The following is a 26360-nucleotide window of genomic DNA, read 5'->3' as shown; positions in this document are numbered from 1 at the left end:
TGTTTTGTTTTTTGAATTATGTGATCTAATTTTTTATTTTCAATGCCAATTCAAACTCTTTCCCATAATCCAATCCTAATTCCGCTACGTGTTGAGGTATGGCTAACCTCCAAGAGGTGTAGTAATACGCTAACACTTGTTTACCCGAGAATCTTTTTTCGGGGATGCTTCCGATGATGTAGTCTTTTTTGTTGGGGTCGATGCCTAGGGTGCCAATCTTTTTCTTGAACAAAATTGCGGCGTAAGAAGCATATTTATTTTGAAAAATTATCATTAATGTAGAATTATTGCTTAAGCTCTAAAAGTACTTAATTCTGAATAAAAAACCTATTCAAAAAATGAACGATTTCCTTGATTTTTTAGCAAACTATGTTACTCTCTACGTAACAATACTTTACTACAAAATCTGTTAATTTAAAATTAGTAGTTTAAGTTTGCTTACGGTTTTCCTCATTTTTTGAAAAGAAGGCATTGGATTTTGAATACTTGAAATTTTTATTCTTTGCTAAATTTCGAGCTAAAATGGTCGATATAGTTTTCTAAAAGATAAAGTTCTATGAGATTGGAATCGTCGTCAGGGTATTGGGCAAGTTGCACAAAATTGAGACGTTGGTAGACAAATTTTTCACCAAAAATGGATTGTAGGATGATGTAAAGCGCCTCCTTCCAATTGTGGGTGTTGCAGTGTATGTTGTAGTTTTTGAGGTACACCATAATGTCAAATTTATCGCCGGTTTCGTTGCAACCTATGGGCAGGAATCTGGCTTGACTGGCCTTGATGGTGATGTCTTGAAAAATGAAGGGATGATCGCGTTCCTCCGAAAATAGTTCAAGGTCTTCTGTGGGTTGGATGAAGGCTTCAAATTCCCAGTTCTTGATTTTTGGTGCTTGATCAATGAGGTTGATAACGGCTTTGAAATACTCTGGATTGCCATTGGCGGTGATAGTAAGTGTAGCTATTGTATTTGGTTTATTGGAAAAGGAAATTACGAAGTAAATTTTTGAATCTTATCCTCTTTTTGCTTAATCCCCAACTTTTGAACTTGATCCGAGAAAACTTGAATGAATTGAAAAGGGTATAAAGGAAAAAACCCTTTAAATCATACGATTTAAAGGGTTTTGATTCAATTTGCTTTTCAGCTCGCGGAGAAAGAGGGATTTGTTTTGCCTCTTTAATCCTGTGTTATATAGTGTTTTAGCGAAATAAAAATCGTAAGGGTCTCGATTTTGAACCTCAAAAATAATGTCTTTTTTTGACAAATCTTATGAGGTAAATTTAAGAATAATATTTGACATAGTGGTTCATAAAATGAATTAGTTAGTAAAGACTTACCCCAAAATTAAAGGTGCTACTTGTTCATATTTTAGGCTGGTGTATTGACAAAACTCTTCAATGGAAACGTACTCATTTTCTACCTTGTTAAACTTTGTTCTGATATTTTGCATTACTCGGATGCTTTGTCGGTAACTTTTGCCGGTGATGCGTTGTATGTCTTTTGGGTAGATACATAACCTCTTGCTCTCTGTTTTCATACTCTATCTATAGCTTTGATTGGGCATTGACTTGTTTTAAACTGCTGCAATATAAATCCTTGTGGGACTAAAATTAGTAAATTTTTTCTTTTGTTTTAAGGCTCAGGATGAGTGCCATTTGTGTCGATTTCTGCCATTTATGTCGATTTGTGCCATTTGGTACGGCGGCATTTTTTTATGCGGTTTATTTGGTTAAAATTTGTATCATAATCAATCGATGAAAGGTTGCAACGGAAGATGATTGAGAGAGTTTGATGGATTATTCATTTTTAAATTTTAGGAATTATGGCAAGACAGAAAGGCATCATTAAATTGAAAGGTACTATCGGAGATATTACTTTTTACAAAACGAAAGACGGGCATTTGGCGAGAGAAAAAGGCGGAATCGACGCTAGTAGAATCGCCAATGATCCCGCTTTTCAAAGAACGCGTGAGAATGGTTCGGAGTTTGGAAGGGCTGGGAAGGCTGGAAAAGTACTTAGAACTGCGATGCGTCAGGTGTTGATTAATTCGGCAGACGGTCGAATGGTGAGCCGTTTGACGCAAGTCATGACAAAAGTCATTCAAGCGGATGCTACGAATCCGAGAGGGTTGCGCAATGTGATTGATGGCGAAGCAGAATTGTTGGCAGGATTTGAGTTCAATATTGGCGGGAAGTTGGGTACGACTTTGTTTGCGCCATTTGTGGGCACGATTGATCGTGTTTCAGGAACTATTGGTTTGAGTATAGCGCCTTTTGTTCCGATTACTATGATTGCAGCACCTTCTGGGACTACACATTTCAAAATCATATCTGCTGGTGCAGCTATTGATTTTGAAGCCGAGACTTTTGAAGTGGCTACCTCCGAAACTTCGATTTTGCCTTGGGACGCTACCTTGACAGCTGCAATAGATCAGGACAATTCGGTGAGTGCGAATAGCACGAATCCGTTGTTTTTGGCTTTGGGCGTGGAGTTTTACCAAGAGGTGAATGGGCAAATGTACCCATTGAAAAATGGGGCTTATAACCCACTTTCTTTGGTACAGGTAGTCGGCTTGTAGGATGGTTTTAGTCTTAAAAAGACAGTATTTCCCCGAAGGAACTAATGGTAAACTCGCATGTGAGGGTCAATTCATTTGTCATACGATTGAATTACCTTGGAAGAATAACGAAACGAGGGTTTCCTGTATTCCTGAGGGGGAATATTTTTTAAGCAAGCGCTACAGTACCAAACTTCAATGGCATTTGGAGGTATTGGATGTTCAAAATAGAAGTTTGATTTTGTTTCATCCTGCCAATAATGCCTTGCACGATTTGCATGGATGTATTGCGCCGGTAACGAAGATTTCTGGTCCCGGATTGGGATTACTGTCTCGAAAAGCATTTACTAAGCTGAAAACGTTAGTTTTTAAAGCATTGGATCAAAACGAAAGTGTATTGTTGCTTGTTGAATCTTAACCCTTAGACTCCTCTAGCATTGACGTTTTTTGTTTAAGAAGGGTTTCGACTGCGCTCAACCTGACAAAGCAAATGTCATTTTATATTGCTTTTTTAGTATAAAATTAGACTTCAGGACGACAAGGAGTAAAAAATATAGAAAGTATGAATGTAATCAAAAGAGCAAAAGCTCCCACACCAAAATTTTTCAGAGTTTTGCGCACCATTGGATTGGCCTTGGCGGCTGTTGGCGGGACTCTTTTAGCGGCTCCCATAGCATTGCCCGCTGCGATTACTACTGCAGCAGGGTATTTTGCCGTTGTGGGTGGGGTAATTTCTGCAGTGAGTCAGTTGACTACGGAAAGCCCTAACCCCCTAACCCCCGAAGGGGGAACTGAAGTAGACTTTGAAAAAGTTCAAAAAAATATTCGCGATGGAGACTAGTGTGACCACCAAAATGGGCACTGCTTCAGGAACTTTGTTGAGTATTGCGCCCAACATTTTTTCGGAAGATATTCTCAAAACGATTATCTTGGCAGTAATAGGAGCGATCGTAAGTTTTGTGGTTTCGCTTCTTTTAAAATGGTTGACGAAATTAAGAAAAAGACACTGAAATAAATTCAGTGTGAATTCGGGTTTTGCTTGGTAACCTTTTCCCGAATTTATACGAAAGCCTGATTCGTTTGGATCAGGCTTTTTTATTATTTTAAGTAAACTTATACTATGACGACCTTTTTTAGTGATTTAGCATACGAATGAAAATAGTTAAAATGTAATGTAAATCAATTCTTGACTTCCCCAATTTTTTTATAATTGATTCGATAATTTAATGATATCTTCTTTTCTTGCTAAAACATTCAGCCATTCTGTTGGAATAGCGTCAAATCCATACATTAATCCACCTAAACCCCCAGTTACCGCTCCAGTTGTATCAGTATCGTGACCTAAATTGACAGCTTTTAAAACGGCTTCTTCATAACTATTTGTCGTTAAAAGACACCAAATTGAAGCCTCCAATGTATGTATGACATAACCTGAACTTTGAATTTTGTCTTCTTCCACTTTTGATATATCATCGAACAATAATCGGCTGAACTTTTGAATTTCTAATGGATTGATTTTTCTGCTTTGGAAATACTGAAACAATTCTGTTTGTAGTTCAATGTATGCTTCAAATTTATCTTTGCCTTCGATGATTTTTTTGGCGAATTCTAAATAATAGAAACAGGCCATTAAGGAGCGAACGTGAGCGTGGGTCAAAGAAGATACTTTTTTGGTCCATTCAAAACGTAGTCCTATGTCTAAATCTTTGGTGTAAAGAATTAAAGGTAAAATACGCATAAGCGAACCATTACCGTTGTCCATTTCTTCAAAACCACCCGCTAGTTCTGGAAGTTCACCATCTTCTAAGCGTTCAATTGCCACTCTGGTTCCGATGCCAATGTCGAACACCCAACCGTGTGGCGTCCAAAAATTATCATTTTTCCAAGCTATGAATTTTTGAGCCAGTTTGTTTAGATCTAAACCTTCTACTAGGCTTTCTGCCAAACACAACATCAATGACGTATCATCCGACCAAGTACCTTTCGGTTGGTGATGTGCGCCATATTCACGCATATCCGTTACCGCATTTGCTTTTAGCTTAGCTCGTGGTTCAAACTCTACAGGAACGCCAAGTGCGTCACCTACTGCGGTGCCGATGAGGATGGTTTGGAAGTGATTAGGCATTGTCCTCAAAAAAATTTAATAATTGTTGGTTTTGATTTACTTGATTCCAAATATTTTCAATATTATCAATGTTATTAACATTATCAAAATGAAATTTTTTTAAAAAATACCCCCATTGTAATCTTCTAAATGTGTAAATATCTAAATTTTGAATTCCAAAATTATTATTCTTATTCAAAACTCCTTGTATAGATGTATTAGCACTATTACTTGGGCTGTATAGATAAATTAAGTTAAATTTCACATTATTTATAGTAATTCTTTTAACAAAACTTTTTTGATTGAATCCATTTAAATCATTATTATTTAAAGAGTCTTTAAACCAAGTTGCTACATTTTTAGTTCTCAAATTTCCAATTGAACCCTTACCACCTGAAGTAGTGTAAATATTGATTATAGCATCATAATCATCTTTTAAAGCTAGTATATCATTATATTTTAATCCTATTAAATCTTTATCTTTATTGCTATTGATAGGATTTCTATCAATTTTCTTTAAAATATCTGTAATTCCAAATTCATATTTATTTAATATGTTTAATCTGTTTTCAAGATTATTAATATCAACATTAAATAAATTTCCAATACAATTCCATAAGTCATTGTAACGACTACCATAAAAGAATTCAAAATTATCATCAGTTACTTCTCCAATTGATATTTGCCAGATAGGAAACGAACCTAAAATAATACTTTTAGTTTTTTTAATTGGCATATAAGCAAAATATTTATGATTATTTATCCATTTGCCATTCAAATCTAAATGATTATTGTTATTCAACCAACGACCATTTGTAAAAGGATGATTTTCCATTTTTTTTATAAATTTAAAATTACTATTATTTAGATTTCCTCCTCACGAGGTCTAATTTGACTGAACCAATTTTTAACTTCTGGTTCGTTCATCATATTGAGTTGCACGTCAAAATTCTCATGATATTCTGCTTGTGGGGTGTACTCATAGTGCAAGGTTAGTATAATTTGAGTTACATATTTGTTATTTTCTTCAAAACTTTTTACAATATAAAACCATGATTCTGTGAGCAAAACATAAACTTTATCTTCTCCATCTTCTAAAATTTCATATAATTTTTCTTGGTCTAAAGCCATTAAAAAATTCCTATTTAATAAAGCAAACTCAAAACAATAATTGGCTTCTTCGCCACCATTGAGTTCTTGGCTTGTTATAAATTTAATTCGTTGGCTTGTTAAATGTTGTTCAGATTGGTTTATCTTTCTGTTGTATCCATTGTAATGGGAAATTAACTCTCCGATATTGATTCCAGGCTTTCTAACTTTTATCATACTTATTTTTGGTTATTTAAGAAGTCGCATTCTTCTTGTGTTAAATTTTCAATGCCAACTTTAGTAATTTTCTCTAATATGGTATCTACTGTAAGTTCTTTTACATCATCAAATCTAAATGGCGTAAGTTGGTACATCAAATCTTCAAAATGAATGTTGAAAAAAAAATGTTCGTAAGGTTCATTTTCCAAGCGGAAAGTATAGCCTAAAATGTATTTTTCGATAATGTAAATTTTGGTTAGTTTAACATCTTTCAAGTAATTTGCTTTTGGATAATATTGTCTAAATTCGGAATGAATGGCTTTAAACTTTTGGTTTAAAGGTTGGAAAAATTCTTTTAAATTAAAACCCAGTTCTTCTACATCTACGCAAGTTATACAGGAAGTAAAATGAGGAAATATCATTAAGTGAAAATCTTGCTTGAATTTTTGAAATGCTTTCAATTCAATACCTGTTTGGGTTTTTGTCTTATGGGAATTAAAAATCCAATCAATGATAACCGCCCGATATTGCTCTATATCTCTTATTTGAATCGGTATACAATTTTCTTGGAATTCATCAGAAAACCAACTTGGTATATCGATATTGAGAAAAGTATCTTTCGAAACTATTCCAAAAAAAGTATCATTGATAACAAAAATCCTTTGGATTCGATTTTCTTGATCTTTAACTCGAAACCGTATGAACTCTTTAGTTGTTTCAGCCGTTATAAAATCGTTAGCACAAAACCAATTTTCAAGGTTTTCTAGAGTAGCATTTTGTAAATCCAACGCGATGATTTTTGAGTTGTTTTTCATAATTGTAAGAAATAAATGACTGATCAATATTAAATATATAAGCTTTTTTTGGATAAAAAATAACATTATTTAATAATGTGCATTAAAAAATAATTTTAGTTAAAATTTCATGTATTTCATCGAAAAAAAATACATAATAAGGAATAGTCCTTATTGTTTTCATAAACCTTATAATTTGTACATATTTATTTTGTTCAAAAAAAAGTATTGTATTTTCAAATTTCTAAAAACACACCCCTAACCCCTCTAACTCCAGTTACTATTTTTTTAGAGTCGTTGAATCTTCGATTTCAAGAGGGGAATTCGTAGCTGCTACCATTTCATTACTAGTTGTTATTTATGACTTTATCGTTATTTGTTGCAATACCTATATAGGATCACTTTTCTAAGATCATTGATTAGGTTGATGTTTTGATTGAATCTTTTTTCCTGTTGTTCTAGGAGTTTTAAAGCTTCGATATTTTTTTGGTGTTCCTCGTGTTCTTGCATTAATTGCGTTGATTTGCTGATGAATTCTTTTTGGAATTCGGCCAAATGGATAAAAGGGATCACGGATCCGATGAGGTGCTGGTGCCAAAATTTGGATTTCCAAAGGGAGAAAGCGATCCAGAAACTGTCTTCTACCTCAGCTTCGGTTTTGCAAATAATTACAAAACTGTTGGTGAAGCTCTCTTTCTGCGGCTTGCCGCTGTTCCTTCCTTTGTTTAAAATGAAAAAATGGGGCTGTTTGTAATTGGTTCCAGGTTTGTGGGTTTTGATCAAGAAGTGTAACATAGTGCTAAATTTTTAAGGGTTAGATTTTTCCTTTTTACTTCTTATTTTCCCAAGACGTCTCGCCTTGCTCGACATCTATAAAATTTTTTGAAAAGAAAAAAAAGAAAAAAAAAGAAAGCACTCTCTTGAAGTGGAAGGTTTCAAAAAAGCAAGTTTTTCAGGAAAAATACTACCCGGGAAACCGTAAGAGAATTTGATAGGAGCAGTTAACTGGAATAATCAAAAGGTTTTGAAAAAATTACAGAACGAGGGTGGAGATTTTTACTGAAACCCAGAGGGCTTGAACTTGCTTTTTTGAATACCTGGAACTTACCTTCGCTCTCTTTTTTTTTATTTTTTCATGCGATGTTCTAGTGTGTGGATTTAGATAAATGGTGTTCGGAAATTTGGTTTTTGAGGAGGCTGGAAATAGTGTTCAGTGAGCAGGTTAAAGTGTTCAGTCGGGGTGTGATGCTAGACGGGGAAGCCTCTTCAAAAAGCAACACTACTACTTCCTAGTGTGATGGGGCAGTAGCGCAGGCAAGGGTGTGGTTTTGTAAGGGCTGGGTAGTGATTTTGTGATTGGTTTTCTGCTGGGGCGATGCTGTCGATGGTGTTTTGGCTTACTGAGGCCTTATCGATTGAAAACGGGTGTCTGTTTGAGAAAGGAAAGCATTGAACCAGCGGGAAACCAATTAGCAGGGTATTTGTGGCCCTTACACAACCACACTCTTGCTGGGAATTTGGTTTTGTGGGTGCTAGAGTAGTGATCAGTGAGCAGATTTATAGTGCGCAGAATCCTATTGATGAGAAACGGTAAGGCACTCACAAAAGCAATGCAAATACTACCGCTTTAAACACACCGTATTTAAAAACAGTTAACGGAAACGTGAATAGAAAGGGGAAGAACGCAAAACATCTTATGAAAAGGGGTCTTGTTGAGGCCAGTGGTGAAGGACCGTTTTTTTTGTAGCAGGGTGATGCGACGGGAGCTACAAAAAAAGTGGTCATGGAACCACTGGCTTGCGCGTGGGGTGAGCGGCTATTTTACATAATGATATTATAGTTCATGACCGATAGATGAATGACAGTAAAGACTTGATTTCATGAACTATAATGCCTCATTATGTAACATAGCTTGGGGAGAAAAAAGGACTGGCATGAGTTGCGGAGCGTACGGGTTTTTGTGTGTGCGGCTGGCAAGCTCTTTGGCTGCTGGCTATCGGGAATTGGATGTATAGACGGTACTTCTACCAGCAGGCAAAGTGCTTGATGCGGGTAGGGACAAAAACCATGACAGTCCTTTTTTCTTGCGCGGTGGCCAGCGGTGGCATAGGAGACGGAAAATATGAGGGTTGACGGCGAACGTGTAATTTTAGTTTTTTGAAGGTAAGTCGTGCTTAAAAGAGGGTATTGAAGTTTAGATTTTTGGCGACCAAATTAACTTCATAGGGATACGCAAATTTTTGAATGGGTTCGTGTTGTAACCATTTTTGTTCGTCTTCTGGATGGAGAATGATGGGCATTCTTTTTTTGATGTTGTGAATTGCTGCCATCAAGGGATTGGCTTCTGTGGTTACAATGGTATAAGTGTTTTTTTCTTCGCCTGTTGTTGGATTTTGCCATGTTGAATACAAACCCGCAAAAGCAAATAGTTCTTCATTTTCAAGACCTATTTCAAACTTTGATTTGTTTTTGCCTTTGGTATCGTGCCATTGCCATTCATAAAAGCCATTAGCAATAACCAAACATCGTTGGTTGACTACATTTCTAAATGAAGGTTTTGCTGTAATGGTTTCAATTCTAGCGTTGAGGGTTAGTTTTTTTATTTCCTCGTCTTTGGCCCAAGAGGGAATTAAGCCCCAATTATAGTGTGTAATGACTACCGGTTGTTCGTCTGTTATAACAGGGTTCAATGCGAAATCAAAGCCATTGATGCTTTCCTTGGGATGGAATAGCGCTATCTTATCAATTTTGGCTTTGAATCGATTTTCTACTTCTGAGACCGCTTTGGATTGTTTGGAATGGAAGCACATTTTTTAAAAGTGATTAGTGAGTAGTGAATAGTCCTCAGTGATTAGCCACTTAATGGAGATGATTCTATTTGCTTATCAAATTTAGAGAATGTTTTTTGGATGTTATTACTTATGTTGTATTTATCCCAGATTCCGCATTAGAAATTAACCTTAAACAAAAAATCAATAATTTAAACTAGCTCCAAAACCAATTCCCATATCGCTGTCATAATGAGTTGTTATGCCAAAGTTTCGTTTTACAATATATCGTAATCCTGCCATATATTCTTTGTCGGTGTTCCACATCAAACTCATTCGAAGTCGTTTTGAAACAGGAATATCTTTTCTTTCGAATTGTAAACGCACATTTCCATCTGTAAAAACTTCGGCTTGTGCCATAATGAGCATTGGTAAAGTATAATTAACTCCGACACTAAAAACAGCTCTGTTATCTTTAGTATTAGTTTGACCGAAAATGTTTTTTTCTTGCTCGTCTATTCCCATTTTACGATACCTCCAATCAAAACCAACAAAAGGCATTAGCCATTGCATTTTACCAATGTATCTTCCAATATGGGTTTCGGCTTCATAACCGTGCATATTATTGTACCCTAATCTCCATTCTGTACCAATACTCCAACGGGTACTTTGATACATTGCTTCGCCATCATTACCGTTGGTTGCAAAATCATTTTCTGCCATAAAGTGAAATGCTCTATCATCGGCAAATAATTTGCGTTGTGCTAGTTTTGGATTTGAAATTAATGGGTTGGATGCTTGATTTTCATAAGTAAAAACTCTACCCATTCCGCTCATCATATGGTAGAGAATATGACAATGAAAAAACCAATCGCCTTCTACATTGGCATTGAATTCTAAAACATCGGTTTCCATTGGCATAATGTCGATAATGTTTTTGAATGGAGCATAATCGCCTTGTCCGTTTAATATTCTAAAATCGTGTCCGTGTAAGTGCATTGGGTGACGCATCATTGAGCCGTTGTAGATAGTAATGCGCACATTTTCGCCTTTTTTGATTAAAATTTTATCGGTTTCTGAAACTACTTTGTTGTCTAAACTCCAAACGTAGCGATTCATATTCCCAGTAAGTTCAAATTTTAACTCCTTTATAGGTGCATCTTTTGGAAGAGTGGTTTTGGTTGGCGATTTTAACATTGCGTAATTTAGAGTTACAATATCCGAAAGTTTGTTGCTATTGTAATCGTCTTCGGTCATTTTCATATTGTCCATTTTTTCTCTTTTGGGTTTGGCTTCGCCTGTAATTTCTGGATACATTACTACGTTCATATCCATTTGATTGTAAGACATACTCATTCCCATATCGTCTAAATCTCCGTTCATTTTCATCATATCGTTCATCATTTTCATACCTTCAAAATATTTTAATTTTGGTAGCGTAGAAGTGAGTTGTTTGATGCCATCGCCCAAATATAAAGAAGCGGATTTTGTTCGGTCTTCGGAAGTTACCAATAATTCGTAGGCGGTTTTGTCTGCAGGAATGGTTACCACAATATCGTAGGTTTCAGAAACGGCTACAATTAATCTATCAACCTCAACAGGCTCAACATCATTACCATCATTGGCAACAACTGTGATTTTTCCTCCTGCATAGTTTAGCCAAAAATAAGTTGATGCACCACCGTTTGAAATTCTTAAACGCACTTTTTCGCCACCTTTGAACTGCGAGAATTGGCTTTCATTTTTTCCGTTGATTAAAAATTTGTTGTAATATACATCGCTCACGTCCATTGCGTTCATTCGCTTCCATTCGTTGGTAACTTTGGTTTTGAAATGACCTTGTTGGATTGCTTCGGAATAACTTTGTGTTGTGCCTTTTTGGATAGCAAACCAATCGGTTGCGTTGTGTAACATTCGGTGAACGTTATCAGGATTTACGTCTGTCCATTCGCTTAAAACTATTGGAACGCTTGGCAAATCGTCAATTCCTTTTCTGAAAGTTGGGTCGGTTGGTTTTTTGAGCATTACAAAATTTCCGTACATTCCGATTTGCTCTTGCAGACCTGAATGGCTGTGATACCAATGTGTGCCGTTTTGTATGATTGGAAAAGTATATTTGTGTGTGGTGTTGGGTTCGATTGGCATTTGGGTAAGATTTGGAACACCGTCTTCCTTATTTGGCAAAAACAAGCCGTGCCAATGCAATGAGGTGCTTTCTTTCAATTCATTATGAACATAAATTTCAGCAATATCGCCTTCAGTAAATGTTAAAGTTGGCATTGGAATTTGACCGTTTACGGCAATTGCACGTTTTGGTTTGTCGCCAAAAGTTACTATTGTATCTCGTACATATAGATCGTAACGAACGATTTTTTGCGCACTTATTGTAAAAGTAAATAGTAATAATATATAAAGTGATTTCATTTTTATAATTTTTAAATTTCTTAATCTCAAAGCATTTAAAATAACAGAAACAGAACTAAAACTCATTGCTAAAGCGGCAATCATTGGCGATAATAAAATTCCCAAAAATGGATATAAAACTCCGGATGCAACAGGAACTCCTAAAATATTGTAGAAGAAAGCAAAGAATAAATTTTGTTTGATGTTTGCCATTTTAACGTGACTTTAATTTTTTAATAGTATTTCCCAATTAGCTATTCTTTTCTTTAATGTAACGATGTCACTTTTCATTTTATCTTTTTCGGCCAGAGCCAGAGCTTTCTTTGCAGCTTCAATTGCTGTAGAATACTCTTTTAATTCTGCAGCTATTTTTTGTCTCAAATTTGGGTAATAGAAATTTTGAGGATTTATTTTTTCAGCTTCTAAAAGCCATACCATAGCTTGTTTAAAATCTCTATTCGTACCGTAATAATAATTAGCCGCCTGAAATAATAAAGTGACATCTTGAGTTTTTCCTTTAATGATGTGGTGTTCTATTAATGCTACTATTGTATCGTCTTCCTTACTCTTTATTGGTATTTTAACCATTGTATTTTCCCAAAGGATTCTTATAAATGCTTCTCCTTTGCTATTGATGTCATTTAATTCAATTGTAAATGATTCATAAAAGTTTAGACTCTTTTCTACAGGAACTTTGAAACGCATAACGTCTTTTTTTTCATCATAACCCGTTTCGCCGTGTAAAGTAGTATCTGTATTAACAATTATAGTCCACTCCTTGATTGAAGGAATTGAGAATATGGAATAACTGCCAGCTTTTAATATATTACTGCCAAAAGAAATATCTTCGGAAGTGGTTATTACAGTGCAATCACTAGCACCAGTGCGCCAAAGTTTATCAAAAGGCACTAACTCACCAAATATTTTTCTACCTCTTACTAATGGCCGGCTGTAAGTCATTTTAATTTTTGCGCTACCTACTTCTTGCTCAAAAGATGCTGCTGGGCTAGGTGCCGTTAATCTGATTTGAACTTTGTCTTGTGCGACAATCATTATTGATTGTAAAAGTATTATGCTTAATAAAATAGTTTTTTTCATTTTTTTCATTTTTTTTAAAGTTTTAAATTTCTTAATCTCAAAGCATTTAAAATAACAGAAACAGAACTAAAACTCATTGCTAAAGCGGCAATCATTGGTGATAATAAAATTCCAAAAAACGGATATAAAACTCCGGCTGCAACAGGAACTCCTAAAACATTGTAGAAGAAAGCAAAAAACAAGTTTTGTTTGATGTTTCGCATTACGGCGTGGCTCAAATTCTTGGCTTTTACGATGCCTTGTAAATCGCCTTTTACTAAAGTTATTTTAGCGCTTTCTATAGCCACATCAGTTCCTGTTCCCATTGCAATTCCAATATCGGCTTTTGCTAATGCTGGAGCATCGTTTATACCATCGCCCGCCATTGCTACAATTTTCCCTTCGGATTGTAAACGTTTTATTTCGTTTAATTTGTCTTCGGGTAAACAACTCGCCTTATAGGATGATAAATTTAATTGATCAGCAACTGCTTTGGCTGTATTTGCATTGTCGCCTGTAAGCATAATTACCTCAACTCCTTGTTGCATTAATTCCTTAATGGCATCTTTGCTTGATGATTTTATTGCATCTGTAATCGAAACAAAACCAACTGCAACGCCGTCAATAGCAATATAGGAAACTGTTTTACCTAGTTTTTGTTCGGCTATAATTTTGTTTTCTAAATCATCCGAAATAGAAGCTTTGACTTGTTCCATTAGTTTTTTATTGCCTAATGCTACTTTTTTATTAGTCACAGTCCCTGTAACTCCTTTTCCTGCAACGGCTTCAAAATCTTTTACTTCTATTAATGAAATGGTTTTTGCTTTTGCGAAATTTACGACCGCTTGAGCTAATGGATGTTCGCTGTATTGATTTAAGGAAGCGATGTTTTGCAACAAATCATTCTCATTATTATTTGATGCAAAAATGGTTTCTACCGATGTTTTTCCTTCTGTTATTGTGCCTGTTTTATCGGTTATTAAAACATTTACTTTGTTCATATTTTCTAATGCTTCAGCATTTTTTATCAAAACTCCCGATTGTGCGCCTTTACCCACACCCACCATTACAGACATTGGTGTGGCCAATCCCAGTGCACAGGGACAAGCAATAATTAATACCGCAACCGCATTTATAAAACCATAAACTAATGCCGGTTCGGGACCGAATTTTGCCCAAACAAAAAAGGTGATTATTGCAATAATCACTACTATCGGCACAAAATACTTGGCAATACTATCGGCTAATTTTTGAATTGGTGCTTTGGAACGACTGGCATCATTTACCATTTTTACGATTTGTGAAAGCAGGGTTTCCGAGCCTACTTTTTCGGCAATCATTACAAAGGATTTGTTACCGTTTACTGTTCCTGCAATCACATTATCATCTTTCTTTTTATCGACCGGAATAGGTTCGCCAGTAATCATTGCTTCGTCTATACTGCTTTCTCCATCGCTTATTTTTCCATCCACAGGTATTTTCTCTCCGGGTTTTACCCGCAAGAAATCACCTTCTTTGATGTCGTGAATGGAAATTATTTTATCGACGCCATCCAGTACCAAAGTGGCTTCGGTTGGGGCGAGCTTTAATAGTTCCTTGATTGCGCCACTGGTTTGGCTGTGTGCCTTGGCCTCTAATACCTGACCCACTAAAACCAATGTCAGAATTACTGTTGTGGCTTCGAAGTATAATAATACTGTTCCGTGTTCTGTTTTGAATTCGTTTGGAAAAATATCAGGAAAAAACATTCCTACTAAACTAAATAGAAAAGCTACGCCTGTACCGATTCCGATAAGGGTAAACATATTTAAATTCCAAGTGATTATTGATTTCCATGCGCGAACAAAGAATATCCAACAGGCATAAAAGACTACCGGCAGAGTTAATACTAATTGTACCCAATTCCATTTTATGGCATCCATTATTTTGAGTAACGGATTATTGGGCATCATTTCTATCATTGCAATGGCAAAAACCGGAATGGTAAAAATTACGGCTACTTTCAATTTATGCACTAAATTTTTGTAGTTTTTTTGGTCTTCGCTATCATTGGGTTCCATTGGTACTAAATCCATTCCGCATATCGGACAAGAACCTGGTTGTTCTTTTATTATTTCCGGATGCATGGGACAGGTAAACAAAGTTTTAACATCATTTAAGTCAGGTGCTTTGACTAAATCCATTCCACACACGGGACAATCGCCTGCTTTATCATACACTTTTTCACCTTCGCAATGCATTGGGCAATAGTATTTTCCTGCTTTACTATTTTGAAGAAATTCAACATCTTTGTTATCTTGTTTTTTTGTACCACAGCACGATTTTTCTGCGGGGTCTTTATCCATTTCTGATGCTGTCCCTTTTGCATCCTTTATTGAAATGGTATATTTACCTACAGCTCTTAAAGCCTCTCGTAATTGGGCTATAGGAATGTGTTTCGGCATAGTCAGGGTTAACATTGGAGGATGTAAAACAACAGTCGCTTTAATCCCTTCTATCGAATTCAAAGCGTTTTCAACTTTAGAGTGACAGCCCTCGCAAGTCATTCCTGTGATAGTATAAGTGTGTGTCATAATCTTTAAAATTACATTTTCATTCCTTCCATTGGGTCGCTACCTTTTCGGAATTTATATTCACTATTTATCGCATAAGCTCCTGAAAGGACTATTTTTTTTGAACCGTCAATTTCAGATTTAATTTCGATCAGACCGTTTATCTCCGCGCCTGTCTCTACCATGAGATTTTCAAATACTCCCGGTCTTTTTTCAATCCAGATATAGGATGCATTTTCTTCCCGAATAACGGCATCAACAGGAACAAAGAGTCCTTTTACATTGGATTGTTTCAATTTGGCGACAGCCTGCATTCCTGGTTTTAATTGCAGATTCTGATTAGGAATCTGCATTCTGATTAGAAGCAGTCTCGTATCGGGATTGATTTCGGGATTAATGAAACTAACTTTTGCATTGATAGTTTTATCTGGAAAATCGGCAAAGCTGATTTGTGCTGTTTGCCCTAGGTGCAGGTTTTTTGCATAATTTACATTTACTTGTATTTCCAACCATAGGCTGTTCAAATCTGCTACTTTTATTATGCCTGAGCCTTCCATGACATAACTGCCTTCGGCAGCAATTATCTCTGTAATATAGCCATTTGCCGTGCTGTAAAAAGTGGTATATGGAGAAACATCGGAGCTGGTTTTTATACTTTCAATTTGGGCATTGGATAAACCAAAGAATACTAGTTTTTGTTTGGCAGCATTACTCATATTTCGTGCATTTTTACCAAAATCTCCCGGCATGGAAAGTTGCTTGTAGGCGTTGAAATAATCCTGTTTGGCTATGGCTATATCTTCGCTATATAAAATGTACAAGGCATCATTTTTACGCACATATTCTCCCAGAGTTTTTACGTAGAGTCTTTCCATTCGCCCCATAGCTCTTGCCGAAATGGTATTGATTTTTTCTTGGTTTGTTGCTAAAACACCCGTGAAATTTTGCTCTAAACTATTTTGTGTTTCGGCGATGGTTTGCATGTGGATGTTTCCCAATTTTATTTGCTGCTCACTCAAACTTATTTCATTGGAAGCTGAATCATCATTTTTCATCGGAGTCAAATCCATCTGGCAAATAGGGCATTTCCCGGCTTTGTCTTCTTTAACCTGCGGATCCATAGAACAGGTATAAAATGTGGTTGCTTCGTTTTTTTTGTGCTTACTATGATCTTCTTTATTTTTAGAGTCACAAGCGATAAACAACATAATTAGCAGTAAAAACCAAAAAGCATTTATTGAATTTTTCATTTTAATCGGGTTTTATAAAACTTTCGCTATCTATTAAGTATTGTGCGTTTTTAGCTATCGTATCCTCCGAGGAAATACCACTTAGAATCTGAACAAAATCATTTCTCTCGATTCCTGTTTTAATTGCAGTTGCTTTGAAACCATTAGCCATTTTCAGAAAGACTATTTTTTTGTCACCAATGCTAACCAAAGCTTGTTTTTGCAGCCAAATTGCTTTTAACGGATTTACTTTTACAATTCCTTCCAATCTCGTCCCAATGGGCAACTTTAGCCTATCGTTGTTTAAATAGACTCTTACTGTATTGGACTTATCCGAAGGATTTAGTTGTGTTTCAATAAAGTTTATTTGAGCGTCGAAACTATCCGCTTCGTCCATTTCGGAGCGAATTGTGATGGATTGTCTGGTTGTTATTTGATTATTATAACCTTGCAAAACATTAAAAACTCCCCAAACCTTATCGGTATTCTTTAATTTAAAAATGATTTCGCCTTTTTTAATATAGTTTCCCTCTTTGATGTCTAATACTTCTGTGTTGTTGGTTGCATTTTGCATGGATGAAGAACTCAGGTCATTCATTTTTTCGGTTCCGCTAATGATTCCGGTGGCTGGGCTGTAAATAGTAATTTTTGGGTTCGCACTTTTGGATGAAATCAAAGAATTAATTTGGCTATTTGTCATGCCATACAGCAATAATTTCTTTTTGGCAGCATTTCTAATAGAAGTATTATCCGCATCATTTGAAATAATATAAATGAAATTTTGTTGCTCGGTCAGTAATTCCGGACTGTATATTTCAAATAGTTTTTGTCCTTTGGTTACTTTTTGGTATTTATAATTGACATACATTCTTTCTATTCGGCCACCTATTCTTGCTGCAATGTTTACCGCTGAATTTGGGTCATATGCTACAATTCCCGGCAGGCTTATTTCGCTATTTAAAACCGTGTCTTTGGGTATTGTAGTTTGATAGTTTCCAACGACAAACTTATCTGTAGGTTTCAAAAGATTGTCAATGGAATTGTCGGTTGGACTTTTGCTCTCTGTTGCCTTTTTTACTAATGTCATTCCGCAAATCGGGCAATTTCCGGGTTCGTTTCGAATAATTTCGGGATGCATCGAACAGGTGTACACTTCGTTTTGAATCCCTTTTTCGGAAGATTTTTTTGATTTTACCACAAAGTAATACATACCAAATCCGATGATGGAAATGACGGTAAAAACCAAACCATATTTTATATACTTGTTCATACTCATTTGGTTTCTAATTGTTTTTCAATTTCCACTTGGGTTAACAAAATACTTTTCAGTTTATCCAGCGCATCCATTTGTGCCATATTTAATGCTTCCCAGGCATCTAATGCCACAAATAAATCTCCGGTATTGTTTTGCCAGGCTAAAATTGCCGTATCATAGTTTCGTTTTAGGGCAGGAATAATGTTGTCTTGCGTGATTTGGTATTGTTTTTTCACATTCAAAAATTCAGCATTCATTCCCTTTATCATTCCGTTAGCTTCATTAGCTATCATTTGCTTTTGCTGTTCCAGACTTTCATTTTTAAATTTATAACTTTCCATATTTGCTTTATTCATTTTGGTTGACCAAGGCATAGGAATTGTTATCATTCCCATTAAAGAGAACTGTTGCGGCTGATTTCCAAAAGTGAACATGTGGTCGTATTTTACTCCGAATTCCGGGCGTGTTTCTACTCTTTGGGTTTCAATTTTCAGTTCGTTTACAGCTTTTGTTCTGTCGATGGCTTTTATATCACTGCGATTGTTGATATAGGATGATAAATCGGTGTCCAGTAAATTGTACTCTTTAATTTCATAATTGGAATCAATTTCAAAATTTGCCTTTTTATCACGAGCCATTAAGGTATTGAGCATGTATTTTCGCTGTGTCACATCATTTTCCAACATGACAATCATAGCCTGCAAAACAGCATATTGAGATTTAGCCTTATAATAGGATGGCAATTTATCCATATTGTATTGATAGCGAATTTCCATGCTTTTGATCATATAATCCAAAAGCAGAAGATTGTCTTGGGCAATTTTTATTTTTTTCTTATTGATAATCCATTCATAATAATAGGTTTTGGCTAATGCGTTTAATTGGTTTAGCGTGAAATTTTTATTCTCATTTTCTACCGATGACATGGCTTTCATCAAATTTTCATTTGCATTTAGCTTAGAAGCATTAGGAATCATTTGAGTGACTCCCAACATATAAGATCCCATTCCGGGATTCATTCCATCTGCTTTCCACATTTTGGTGTTATAAGGTGTCATAAAGAAACCTGTTTCCACTTGTGGTGCCATCCAGCTTCTGGCTCCTTTTGCGGCGGCTTCCATACTTTGAATATCCGCTTCGTACATTTTCAGTTGCGGATTATTGGCTTCTATTTTTTTTAAAACCTCAACCAATGAAAGTGTTTGCGCATTTCCGAAAGAAAAGCTTAAAATCAAACAACTTAGAGCGATATAATAGTTATTCTTTAGCATCTAAAATTTCTATTTTCCCTTTTGTTCGTAATTCATGCAGTTTTGACATTTCAAAAACAACCGGGGTTACTAATAATACATATATTGTTGAGCTAATGGTTCCGCCAATAAGCGGAACGGTTATTGGGAGCATCACATCGGAACCCGTGCCGGTTGCCCACAAAATAGGAATCAAACCAAATAAGGAAACGCAGACGGTCATCAGTTTTGGGCGCAATCTTTTGGCTGAACCATCAATAATATATTCTCTTAAAATTTCTTCGGTGATAACCTCCTTATTATTTCCGTGCTTCTCCACCATTTTGTTCATGGATTCATTCAGATAAATGGTCATTAGCATTGCTGTTTCTATGGCCATTCCAAATAAGGCTATAAAACCAACGGCTACTGCTACCGATAAATTGATTCCATAAAAATAAACCATGAAAATTCCGCCAATTAATGCAAATGGTACTGTTATCATGGTGATTAAAGCTTCTTTCATGGAATGATAGGTGAAAAATAGAATTAGGAAAATAATAACTACAACTATTGGCAATATTAAGCTCAAAGTCTTGTTGGCCCGAATTTGGTTTTCCCATTGTCCGCTCCATTCCATATAATAGCCTTTGGGCATTTTGGCCATCATTGCGTTTAGTTTTTTCTGCGCCTCTTTTACGGTACTTCCCAAGTCACGCTCCCGAACATTAAACAATACACTTCCACGAAGCATGGCGTTTTCGCTGTTTATCATGGGTGGTCCATCACTGATTTTTACATCGGCTACCGTTTCTAGCGGTATTGGTCCAAATTGCATTGTTTGTACCTGTAATTTTTTTAAAGCATCAAGACTATTTCTGTATTCCTGGGCATATCGTGCATTTACAGAAAAACGTTGTCTTCCCTCGATGGTTGTGGTTAATTTCATTCCGCCAATAGCAGCTTCTACCACATTGTTTATATCGTCAATCGAAAGCCCGTATCTTCCTATTACTTCTCGTTTTGCTTCAATATCGATATATTTTCCGCCTGTAATTGGTTCGGCATATAAATCTTTTATTCCGGAAGTACCTTCCAGGGCTTTCTTGATTTTTTGCGATAATACAGCGATGGTATCTAAACTTGCACCGTATATTTTTATTCCCACATCGGTTCGGATTCCGGTTGAAAGCATGTTGATCCGATTGATAATAGGCTGTGTAAATCCGTTTGTTACACCCGGAATTTGCAGTTTGTTGTTTATTTCGGTTATAATATCATTTTTTGTTTTGCCTTCGCTCCATTCTTCTTCGGGTTTTAGCAGAATAATGGTTTCAATCATGCTTATCGGACTGTTGTCGGTTGCCGTGTTTGCCCGACCTGCTTTTCCCAGTACGTGAGCAACTTCTGGTATCGATTTTATCAATTTATCCTGCACCTGCAAAATTCGTTTGACTTCAGAATTAGAAACATCGGGCAAGGTAACCGGCATGAATAAAACAGAACCCTCGTCTAAGGGGGGCATAAACTCGGAACCTAATCGGGTAAACATTAAGACTCCAATCAATAATGCAATAATATTTATTCCCAGTATTGTTTTACGCCACTTTAGGCAGAATACCAGAATTGGGGTATAAAAGGATTCTAATTTGCTGTTAATAGGATTTTTATCTTCCGGTCGAAGTTTTCCTTTGAGTAAAAAGCTAATGAGTACCGGTGTTAATGTGATAGCCAAAAAGGCATCCACTATTAGAATAAACGATTTGGTATATGCTAATGGACTAAACAATTTACCTTCCATACCCGTGAGGAGAAACACTGGTAAAAAGGAGGCAATTACAATTACTGTGGAATAAAAAACACCCGGGCCCACTAATTTAGAAGAAGATTCTATGAGCTTCAACTTTTCCTCTGGACTAAGTGGGTCTTTCTCCTGCTGTATTATTTTTTTAATTTTATCTTTCATAGTATTCAGCTATTAATTTCCGTCCATTTCTTCTTGTTTTTCTGAAATTGTCCTGTAAGCATTTTCCACCATCACAATACCGTCATCAACCACTACCCCAATAGCTAGAGCTATACCGGTTAGAGACATAATGTTGGAAGAGATGCCAAAAGCTTCCAGCAGAATAAAACCCACAGAAACTGATATTGGAAGTTGTATAAGGATAATTAACGCGCTTCTCCAGTGAAAAAGAAAAATTAGGACAACTAGAGACACCGCAATCATTTCTTCGATTAGTGTACCTTTTACCGATGCAATGGCTTTTTCAATCAATTCGCTTCTGTCGTAAGATGTTTTGAAAGAGACACCTTCGGGCAAACCTTTTTCAACTTCTTTCATTTTAACTTTTACGGCATTAATTACCTTATCGGCATTTTCACCATTTCGCATTACTACGATTCCGCCTACCACTTCGCCACTTCCATTTTCATCAAAGATACCCAACCGCAAATCGCCTCCCATTTGTATGGAACCGATATCTCTTAGCCTTACCGGAATGGAATTATAATTTTTTACAGCTATGGCTTCCACATCCTTGATGTTTTTGATATAGCCTAAACCTCTAATGATGTATGACATATCGCTCATTTCGAATTTCCGTCCGCCCACATCGTTGTTATTGGCCTTGACAGCATCCATGACTTCCATCATGCTTACATTATAGTATTGCATTTTTAAAGGGTCTAATACCAGTTGGTATTGTTTTTCAAAACCACCAAAAGAAGCTACTTCCGCCACCCCAGGAACAGTTTGCAAAGCAAATTTCACATACCAGTCCTGCAAGGCACGCTGCTCGCCTAAGTCCATTCCTTTGGCATCCAGATGATACCAAAATATATGGCCCACTCCGGTTCCGTCAGGCCCCAAAGTAGGCACAACATTTTGTGGTAATAGTCTTTGTGCGTAATTCAGTCGTTCCAATACCCGGGTTCTAGCCCAATATGTATCTACTTTATCTTCAAAAACGATGTACACGAAACTCATCCCAAACATGGAAGCTCCGCGGATATTTTTAATTTTTGGAATTCCCTGCAAATTTGAAACAAGCGGGTAGGTTACCTGAGCTTCAATAACCTGTGGACTTCTCCCCATCCATTCGGTGAAAACAATTACTTGATTTTCAGACAAATCGGGAATGGCATCAATTGGATTTTCCTGTACACTGTAAATACCCCATGCAAATAAACCAGCAGCTATAAGAAGCACAACAAATCGGTTTCTGAGGGAGAATGAAATTAGTTTTTCTACCATAGCATTTTAATTTTGTGATGAAAGACTGTCATTAACCTTGCTAATCCAATCCATTACTTCCTTTTTCTGACGAGCTGTAAGTTTTGCTTTTTTGTGCATTAGGCTATATGACTTTAATGGCATTTTATTTTCTTCAATTTGCTCAACCATAGATTCAAGTTTGCTTCGCTGTTTCCGTTTGGTATAACTTCCAAATTCATCAAAATTCAAATTCTCTTTTCCCTCTTTTATATGGCTTTCCATATAATAACGCCCAGGCTGAATCATAGAATACCAAGGATAGTTTGTATTATTGCTGTGGCAGTCATAACAAGAAGTGCTAAAAACAGTTTTTACATTTTCGGGAACAGTATATACTCTTGTGAAATTAGCAGCTGAAACCGGCTCGTAATTTTCATTACGAGCGGGTTGATACAACTGCATCAACAAAAAAATAATCAGCCCAATAAATGCTGTTTTCCTGATGTTTATTTTCATTTAGAATTCTTCTTTTATACTGCCACATGTTAACATATCAGATCCAAAATAGGGGTTTTTGATATCCTTGGTTTCACTTATCCAGATAGCGCCTTTGTTATTATCTGCCATCGGACAAAAATCCTGATACAATTTTTGTTTTGTTCCAAAAAGTTTAATCATATCGTTGATGTCTTTGCTTAATAAGACAAAATGTTCTCTTTGATGGGCTATTTCTCCTGCATTGTCCCCTATGTGCTCTGCGTGCTCTTTGGCATCCTCAGCAATATCCATAAAATTTTTCTTCTGATTGGCATCTAAATCCTTCGTTCCAAAGGTGTTGATAGCGGTAATTAGCAATTTTGCATTTTCGGCAGCGCTACTTGCATCATCATTTACCAATTTGTTTTTTAAATTCAGATAAGCTGATACAATACCTTCGATATTAACATTTGATGTAAAGGTAGCTTTTTCTTCGGGAGTGGCTGCTGTATGCGTTACTGGTTCGGTCAATTCCATTCCGCATTTTGGGCAGGCTTCCCCTTTTTTTCCGTGCACTTCCGGATGCATAGAGCAAGCATACATTTGTGAAGAAGTTTCAGTTGTTTCTGAATTTGTTGTAGCTTCTTTGCTTTTTTGGTTGCATGAAACCAATACGAATACCATTGCGATGATTGATAAGATTATATTTTTCATTTTGTTTAAATTTTAATTTACTAAAAGGTTATTTTACATTTTTATTACAATCCCATTTGGTTTTCTTCCAACGTTGATTGTTTTTGTTACTGAATGATTAGTGGTATTGATAGCAGAAACCGTATTGGCTGTTTGATTTGTTACATAAGCCGTATTACCGTCTGCTGTAAATGCAATTGCGTGAGCACCAGCACCTGTATTAAAAGAATTGCCATGCATCCACATATTCATTCCTGTATCCCAAGACCAATAATGCACTTTCCCATTCATTGGGTCTGAAACCCATAATTCATTTTTTGGACCATTATAGGATGCCATCCCCGGCATGAAACCTAAGGCGATTGTTTCGTCAACCATATCAGTTGTGACATCAATAACTGAAATAGTTTGTCCGTCCTCGTTATCAACATACATTTTGCCATTACTTCCAGTCCAAGCGCCAACCGGATTATCACCTACAGTTATTGTGGCTACGACCGTTTTTGAAGCTAGATTAATTACAGAAATGCTGTCATCATCACCATTTGCTACATAAGCTTTTGTGCCATCAGAAGAGAATGTCAATTCCGCAGGCATCATTCCTGCTGTAATTGTATTCATTAAAGCGTAAGTTGTAGCATTGTAAACCAAAACTTTACCATCCATGTTCATTTGTGGCACCCATATTTCGGTACCGTCAGGAGAGTAGATTGTATTGTGGTTCATGGCAGGAAGATTCATGCTTTTTATTGTTTCACCAGTCATAGCATTAATAATCAACATTTTCCCTGTCATTCCCGATGTACTACCTGTATGACCTGCTGAGAAATCCATTCCGGGTACGCCAATAGCCAAATGATCTTGGTGTGATGAAATGTGATGTGGCCACATGATCATGCCTGAACCAGTTCCCATCAATGGAATAGTTGCTGTTACTGCATTAGTACTTAACTTGACAACTGAAACCGTTGCATCTTCACCATTTACAATATATGCAGCAGGATAATCAACATTCAATGCCATGTCCATATCGTCATTGTTGTCATTACAAGATGTCAATAATATCGCCCCAACGAATGAAGCTAGTATTGATAAAATTTTCATTTTATATTTTTTTTAGTGTTATTTTATTGATTTATATATTTTACCACTGTTATACATTTTTGAACAGAGTCTCAACATTATCAATCTAATATTAATGATGGTCTTTTGCAGTCATATCCATTCCACATTTAGGGCATTTACCAGGTTTATCGGAAGTTGCGCCGTCCATGGTACATACATATTTTACGGACACTTTTCTTTTCGTCTGACTGCTTTTTATAGATGCATCGTGTTTGGAAACGGAAGTTTTTACCATTTTCATTCCGCAAGTATTGCATCCACCTTCAATTGCGCTTATTTCATTTGGATGCATAGGACAAGCATACATTGGCTTTTTTACATTTTCTTGCTGCATATTCATCCCACATTTAGGGCATTTACCCGGTTTGTCAGAAGTTGCGCCATCCATGGTACATACATATTTTGCAGACACTTTTCTTTTTGTCTGACTTCCTTTTATCGCGGCATCATGTTTTGCTACGGATGTTTTCACCATTTTCATTCCGCATTTACTACATCCACCTTCAACTGCACTTTTTTCATCCGGATGCATAGGACAAGTATATACCATATTTTTAACCTCCGTTTTAGAAGTTTCTTTAGTATCCTGTGCCAAAATAGTATTGTTGGCAACAAAAAATAGACTTAAGATAATAATTAGATTTTTCATTTTTATTTTGTTTTAGATGTTTACTATTATTTTATTGTTTCAATTGTTTTACCACAGCTCAACATTTGTGAACCGTAATACGGATTTTTGATTGCATCTTCCTTACTTAACCAATTGGCTCCTTTACCGCTATTTGCCATTGGGCAAAATTGAAAATAAACAGGAGTTTCTGATTTTACAACTTTGATAAGTTCATGCATTTTATTCGATAAATCCATGAAATGATCCCGCTGGTGTTTGATGTCTTTTGTATCGGCAATATGTTCCGAATGTTCTTTCAATTCTTTCCAGATTTTCATCCATACCATATGCTCATCCGTTGTTAATGTTTCCATTTTGACTGCATTTATTTCGGAAAGTAATGCAGATGCTTTAGCAGAAGCACTAGTACCATCCGTTTTTACCAAAGCATCTTTTAGTTCAAAATAGGCATCAAAAACAGTTTTCAACTGTCCTGTTTGGGTATTTGTTATTGAAGTTTGGTTATTTGTATTTATTATAGTTTGTGCAGATTTATCCGCTACTGATGCAGCTTCAATTTTAACAGGCACTTTGGCTTCTCTTTCGTATTGGCAACAGCCCGGCAGTTTTGAATAAGCCTCATCAGGTGCCAGAAATTTATCGCTGTCGTAACCGCTTAATGCAATTCGTTTCAAGATTTCGTCCTGGTTTGTTTTTTGGGCATCATAGGTTAGCGACGCCATTTTTGTGTCTGCATTCCAATCCACTATGGCTACATTTTTGATGTTTCCTGTTTTTTCGATTGTTTTTTCACACATTCCGCAGTTTCCGTATATTTTAACGGTTTCGGTTTTTACATTTTTAATTTGTGCATGGACAGACATTGATAGCAATGCAACCATTACTATCCTTATTTTTATAAATGAAATTTTCATTTTATATAAGTATTTGAACCAAAGCTTTTTA

General features: G+C 36.1%; 23 protein-coding genes and 1 pseudogene. 4 read left to right on the top strand and 20 right to left on the bottom strand.

Features of this window, described 5'->3' with window-relative positions; genetic code table 11:
- Positions 1 to 25 precede the first annotated feature (25 nt).
- Both ACSVH5_RS02305 and ACSVH5_RS02300 read right to left on the bottom strand, forming a co-directional pair.
- Complete coding sequence (locus ACSVH5_RS02305) at positions 26 to 274, bottom strand: hypothetical protein (protein WP_438059847.1); 249 nt, start codon at positions 272 to 274, stop codon at positions 26 to 28.
- Positions 275 to 495: 221 nt separating this feature from the next.
- Positions 496 to 714 (bottom strand): hypothetical protein, encoded by a 219-nt coding sequence (locus tag ACSVH5_RS02300; RefSeq protein WP_438059846.1) that lies wholly within the window; start codon positions 712 to 714, stop codon positions 496 to 498.
- 1104 nt (positions 715 to 1818) lie between these two features.
- Here ACSVH5_RS02300 and ACSVH5_RS02295 point away from each other — a divergent pair.
- The 4 genes from ACSVH5_RS02295 (at position 1819) to ACSVH5_RS02280 (ending at position 3563) form a co-directional block, all read left to right on the top strand.
- Positions 1819 to 2574 carry a hypothetical protein gene (locus ACSVH5_RS02295; protein ID WP_438059845.1) on the top strand — a complete coding sequence of 252 codons (756 nt, stop codon included), beginning with the start codon at positions 1819 to 1821 and terminating at the stop codon, positions 2572 to 2574.
- Between the two features lies 1 nt (position 2575).
- Positions 2576 to 2971, top strand: coding sequence for a DUF5675 family protein (locus ACSVH5_RS02290; protein WP_438059844.1), 396 nt, complete (start codon positions 2576 to 2578; stop codon positions 2969 to 2971).
- A 144-nt stretch (positions 2972 to 3115) separates the two neighbouring features.
- The gene (locus ACSVH5_RS02285) at positions 3116 to 3394 is read left to right on the top strand and encodes a hypothetical protein (RefSeq protein ID WP_438059843.1); all 279 of its coding nucleotides are present in this window, start codon (positions 3116 to 3118) and stop codon (positions 3392 to 3394) included.
- A complete protein-coding gene (locus ACSVH5_RS02280; protein WP_438059842.1) occupies positions 3384 to 3563 on the top strand; it encodes a hypothetical protein in 180 nt (59 codons plus the stop codon). Before ACSVH5_RS02285 ends, ACSVH5_RS02280 begins: the two co-directional genes overlap by 11 nt.
- A 194-nt stretch (positions 3564 to 3757) precedes the next feature.
- Here the strand turns inward: ACSVH5_RS02280 and ACSVH5_RS02275 are convergent, their stop codons facing one another.
- From ACSVH5_RS02275 to ACSVH5_RS02190, 18 genes and pseudogenes are all read right to left on the bottom strand, one after another.
- Positions 3758 to 4678 carry an ADP-ribosylglycohydrolase family protein gene (locus ACSVH5_RS02275; RefSeq protein ID WP_438059841.1) on the bottom strand — a complete coding sequence of 307 codons (921 nt, stop codon included), beginning with the start codon at positions 4676 to 4678 and terminating at the stop codon, positions 3758 to 3760.
- On the bottom strand, positions 4671 to 5492 hold the full coding sequence (locus ACSVH5_RS02270) for a hypothetical protein (protein WP_438059840.1): 822 nt from the start codon (positions 5490 to 5492) through the stop codon (positions 4671 to 4673). The genes ACSVH5_RS02275 and ACSVH5_RS02270 overlap by 8 nt, the downstream gene beginning before the upstream one ends.
- Before the next feature lie 29 nt (positions 5493 to 5521).
- Positions 5522 to 5983, bottom strand: coding sequence for a hypothetical protein (locus ACSVH5_RS02265; RefSeq protein WP_438059839.1), 462 nt, complete (start codon positions 5981 to 5983; stop codon positions 5522 to 5524).
- 2 nt (positions 5984 to 5985) lie between these two features.
- Positions 5986 to 6780 (bottom strand): hypothetical protein, encoded by a 795-nt coding sequence (locus ACSVH5_RS02260; protein WP_438059838.1) that lies wholly within the window; start codon positions 6778 to 6780, stop codon positions 5986 to 5988.
- 351 nt (positions 6781 to 7131) lie between these two features.
- The gene (locus ACSVH5_RS02255) at positions 7132 to 7554 is read right to left on the bottom strand and encodes a DUF6943 family protein (protein ID WP_438059837.1); all 423 of its coding nucleotides are present in this window, start codon (positions 7552 to 7554) and stop codon (positions 7132 to 7134) included.
- 1379 nt (positions 7555 to 8933) lie between these two features.
- Positions 8934 to 9569: an SOS response-associated peptidase gene (locus ACSVH5_RS02250; protein ID WP_438059836.1), complete on the bottom strand. Its 636-nt coding sequence runs from the start codon at positions 9567 to 9569 to the stop codon at positions 8934 to 8936.
- 162 nt (positions 9570 to 9731) lie between these two features.
- Complete coding sequence (locus tag ACSVH5_RS02245; protein ID WP_438059964.1) at positions 9732 to 11951, bottom strand: multicopper oxidase family protein; 2220 nt, start codon at positions 11949 to 11951, stop codon at positions 9732 to 9734.
- Between the two features lie 204 nt (positions 11952 to 12155).
- The gene (locus ACSVH5_RS02240; RefSeq protein ID WP_438059835.1) at positions 12156 to 13037 is read right to left on the bottom strand and encodes a DUF2911 domain-containing protein; all 882 of its coding nucleotides are present in this window, start codon (positions 13035 to 13037) and stop codon (positions 12156 to 12158) included.
- A 5-nt stretch (positions 13038 to 13042) separates the two neighbouring features.
- Positions 13043 to 15580: a heavy metal translocating P-type ATPase gene (locus ACSVH5_RS02235; protein ID WP_438059834.1), complete on the bottom strand. Its 2538-nt coding sequence runs from the start codon at positions 15578 to 15580 to the stop codon at positions 13043 to 13045.
- 11 nt (positions 15581 to 15591) lie between these two features.
- Positions 15592 to 16809 carry an efflux RND transporter periplasmic adaptor subunit gene (locus ACSVH5_RS02230; RefSeq protein ID WP_438059833.1) on the bottom strand — a complete coding sequence of 406 codons (1218 nt, stop codon included), beginning with the start codon at positions 16807 to 16809 and terminating at the stop codon, positions 15592 to 15594.
- A 1-nt stretch (position 16810) separates the two neighbouring features.
- Positions 16811 to 18058, bottom strand: a complete 1248-nt coding sequence (locus ACSVH5_RS02225; protein ID WP_438059832.1) for an efflux RND transporter periplasmic adaptor subunit — start codon at positions 18056 to 18058, stop codon at positions 16811 to 16813.
- A gap of 2 nt (positions 18059 to 18060) precedes the next feature.
- On the bottom strand, positions 18061 to 19314 hold the full coding sequence (locus ACSVH5_RS02220; RefSeq protein WP_438059831.1) for a TolC family protein: 1254 nt from the start codon (positions 19312 to 19314) through the stop codon (positions 18061 to 18063).
- Positions 19301 to 22528 (bottom strand): annotated as a pseudogene (locus ACSVH5_RS02215) (efflux RND transporter permease subunit). Before ACSVH5_RS02215 ends, ACSVH5_RS02220 begins: the two are co-directional and overlap by 14 nt.
- 6 nt (positions 22529 to 22534) lie before the next feature.
- The gene (locus ACSVH5_RS02210; protein WP_438059830.1) at positions 22535 to 23005 is read right to left on the bottom strand and encodes a heme-binding domain-containing protein; all 471 of its coding nucleotides are present in this window, start codon (positions 23003 to 23005) and stop codon (positions 22535 to 22537) included.
- Positions 23006 to 23680, bottom strand: coding sequence for a DUF3347 domain-containing protein (locus ACSVH5_RS02205; protein WP_438059829.1), 675 nt, complete (start codon positions 23678 to 23680; stop codon positions 23006 to 23008). It lies immediately after the preceding gene.
- Between the two features lie 33 nt (positions 23681 to 23713).
- Entirely contained in the window at positions 23714 to 24763 is a 1050-nt protein-coding gene (locus tag ACSVH5_RS02200) for a YncE family protein (RefSeq protein ID WP_438059828.1), read from the bottom strand.
- Positions 24764 to 24854: 91 nt separating this feature from the next.
- Positions 24855 to 25433: a heavy metal-binding domain-containing protein gene (locus tag ACSVH5_RS02195; RefSeq protein ID WP_438059827.1), complete on the bottom strand. Its 579-nt coding sequence runs from the start codon at positions 25431 to 25433 to the stop codon at positions 24855 to 24857.
- Positions 25434 to 25459: 26 nt separating this feature from the next.
- Positions 25460 to 26296 carry a DUF3347 domain-containing protein gene (locus tag ACSVH5_RS02190; RefSeq protein ID WP_438059826.1) on the bottom strand — a complete coding sequence of 279 codons (837 nt, stop codon included), beginning with the start codon at positions 26294 to 26296 and terminating at the stop codon, positions 25460 to 25462.
- Positions 26297 to 26360: the final 64 nt, after the last annotated feature.

It is taken from the genome of Flavobacterium sp. RSSA_27 (assembly GCF_051547125.1).
In the GTDB taxonomy this organism is placed as follows: Bacteria; Bacteroidota; Bacteroidia; order Flavobacteriales; family Flavobacteriaceae; genus Flavobacterium.
Note: the sequence above shows the minus strand (reverse complement) of the source record. Positions and strands in the feature narration are given on the sequence as shown.

Bases quoted from the DNA above. Each gene is read 5' to 3' on its own strand.
- ACSVH5_RS02305 (WP_438059847.1), bottom strand. From the start codon at position 274: ATGATAATTTTTCAAAATAAATATGCTTCTTACGCCGCAATTTTGTTC.
- ACSVH5_RS02300 (WP_438059846.1), bottom strand. From the start codon at position 714: ATGGTGTACCTCAAAAACTACAACATACACTGCAACACCCACAATTGG.
- ACSVH5_RS02295 (WP_438059845.1), top strand. From the start codon at position 1,819: ATGGCAAGACAGAAAGGCATCATTAAATTGAAAGGTACTATCGGAGAT.
- ACSVH5_RS02290 (WP_438059844.1), top strand. From the start codon at position 2,576: ATGGTTTTAGTCTTAAAAAGACAGTATTTCCCCGAAGGAACTAATGGT.
- ACSVH5_RS02285 (WP_438059843.1), top strand. From the start codon at position 3,116: ATGAATGTAATCAAAAGAGCAAAAGCTCCCACACCAAAATTTTTCAGA.
- ACSVH5_RS02280 (WP_438059842.1), top strand. From the start codon at position 3,384: ATGGAGACTAGTGTGACCACCAAAATGGGCACTGCTTCAGGAACTTTG.
- ACSVH5_RS02275 (WP_438059841.1), bottom strand. From the start codon at position 4,678: ATGCCTAATCACTTCCAAACCATCCTCATCGGCACCGCAGTAGGTGAC.
- ACSVH5_RS02270 (WP_438059840.1), bottom strand. From the start codon at position 5,492: ATGGAAAATCATCCTTTTACAAATGGTCGTTGGTTGAATAACAATAAT.
- ACSVH5_RS02265 (WP_438059839.1), bottom strand. From the start codon at position 5,983: ATGATAAAAGTTAGAAAGCCTGGAATCAATATCGGAGAGTTAATTTCC.
- ACSVH5_RS02260 (WP_438059838.1), bottom strand. From the start codon at position 6,780: ATGAAAAACAACTCAAAAATCATCGCGTTGGATTTACAAAATGCTACT.
- ACSVH5_RS02255 (WP_438059837.1), bottom strand. From the start codon at position 7,554: ATGTTACACTTCTTGATCAAAACCCACAAACCTGGAACCAATTACAAA.
- ACSVH5_RS02250 (WP_438059836.1), bottom strand. From the start codon at position 9,569: ATGTGCTTCCATTCCAAACAATCCAAAGCGGTCTCAGAAGTAGAAAAT.
- ACSVH5_RS02245 (WP_438059964.1), bottom strand. From the start codon at position 11,951: ATGAAATCACTTTATATATTATTACTATTTACTTTTACAATAAGTGCG.
- ACSVH5_RS02240 (WP_438059835.1), bottom strand. From the start codon at position 13,037: ATGAAAAAAATGAAAAAAACTATTTTATTAAGCATAATACTTTTACAA.
- ACSVH5_RS02235 (WP_438059834.1), bottom strand. From the start codon at position 15,580: ATGACACACACTTATACTATCACAGGAATGACTTGCGAGGGCTGTCAC.
- ACSVH5_RS02230 (WP_438059833.1), bottom strand. From the start codon at position 16,809: ATGAAAAATTCAATAAATGCTTTTTGGTTTTTACTGCTAATTATGTTG.
- ACSVH5_RS02225 (WP_438059832.1), bottom strand. From the start codon at position 18,058: ATGAACAAGTATATAAAATATGGTTTGGTTTTTACCGTCATTTCCATC.
- ACSVH5_RS02220 (WP_438059831.1), bottom strand. From the start codon at position 19,314: ATGCTAAAGAATAACTATTATATCGCTCTAAGTTGTTTGATTTTAAGC.
- ACSVH5_RS02210 (WP_438059830.1), bottom strand. From the start codon at position 23,005: ATGAAAATAAACATCAGGAAAACAGCATTTATTGGGCTGATTATTTTT.
- ACSVH5_RS02205 (WP_438059829.1), bottom strand. From the start codon at position 23,680: ATGAAAAATATAATCTTATCAATCATCGCAATGGTATTCGTATTGGTT.
- ACSVH5_RS02200 (WP_438059828.1), bottom strand. From the start codon at position 24,763: ATGAAAATTTTATCAATACTAGCTTCATTCGTTGGGGCGATATTATTG.
- ACSVH5_RS02195 (WP_438059827.1), bottom strand. From the start codon at position 25,433: ATGAAAAATCTAATTATTATCTTAAGTCTATTTTTTGTTGCCAACAAT.
- ACSVH5_RS02190 (WP_438059826.1), bottom strand. From the start codon at position 26,296: ATGGTTGCATTGCTATCAATGTCTGTCCATGCACAAATTAAAAATGTA.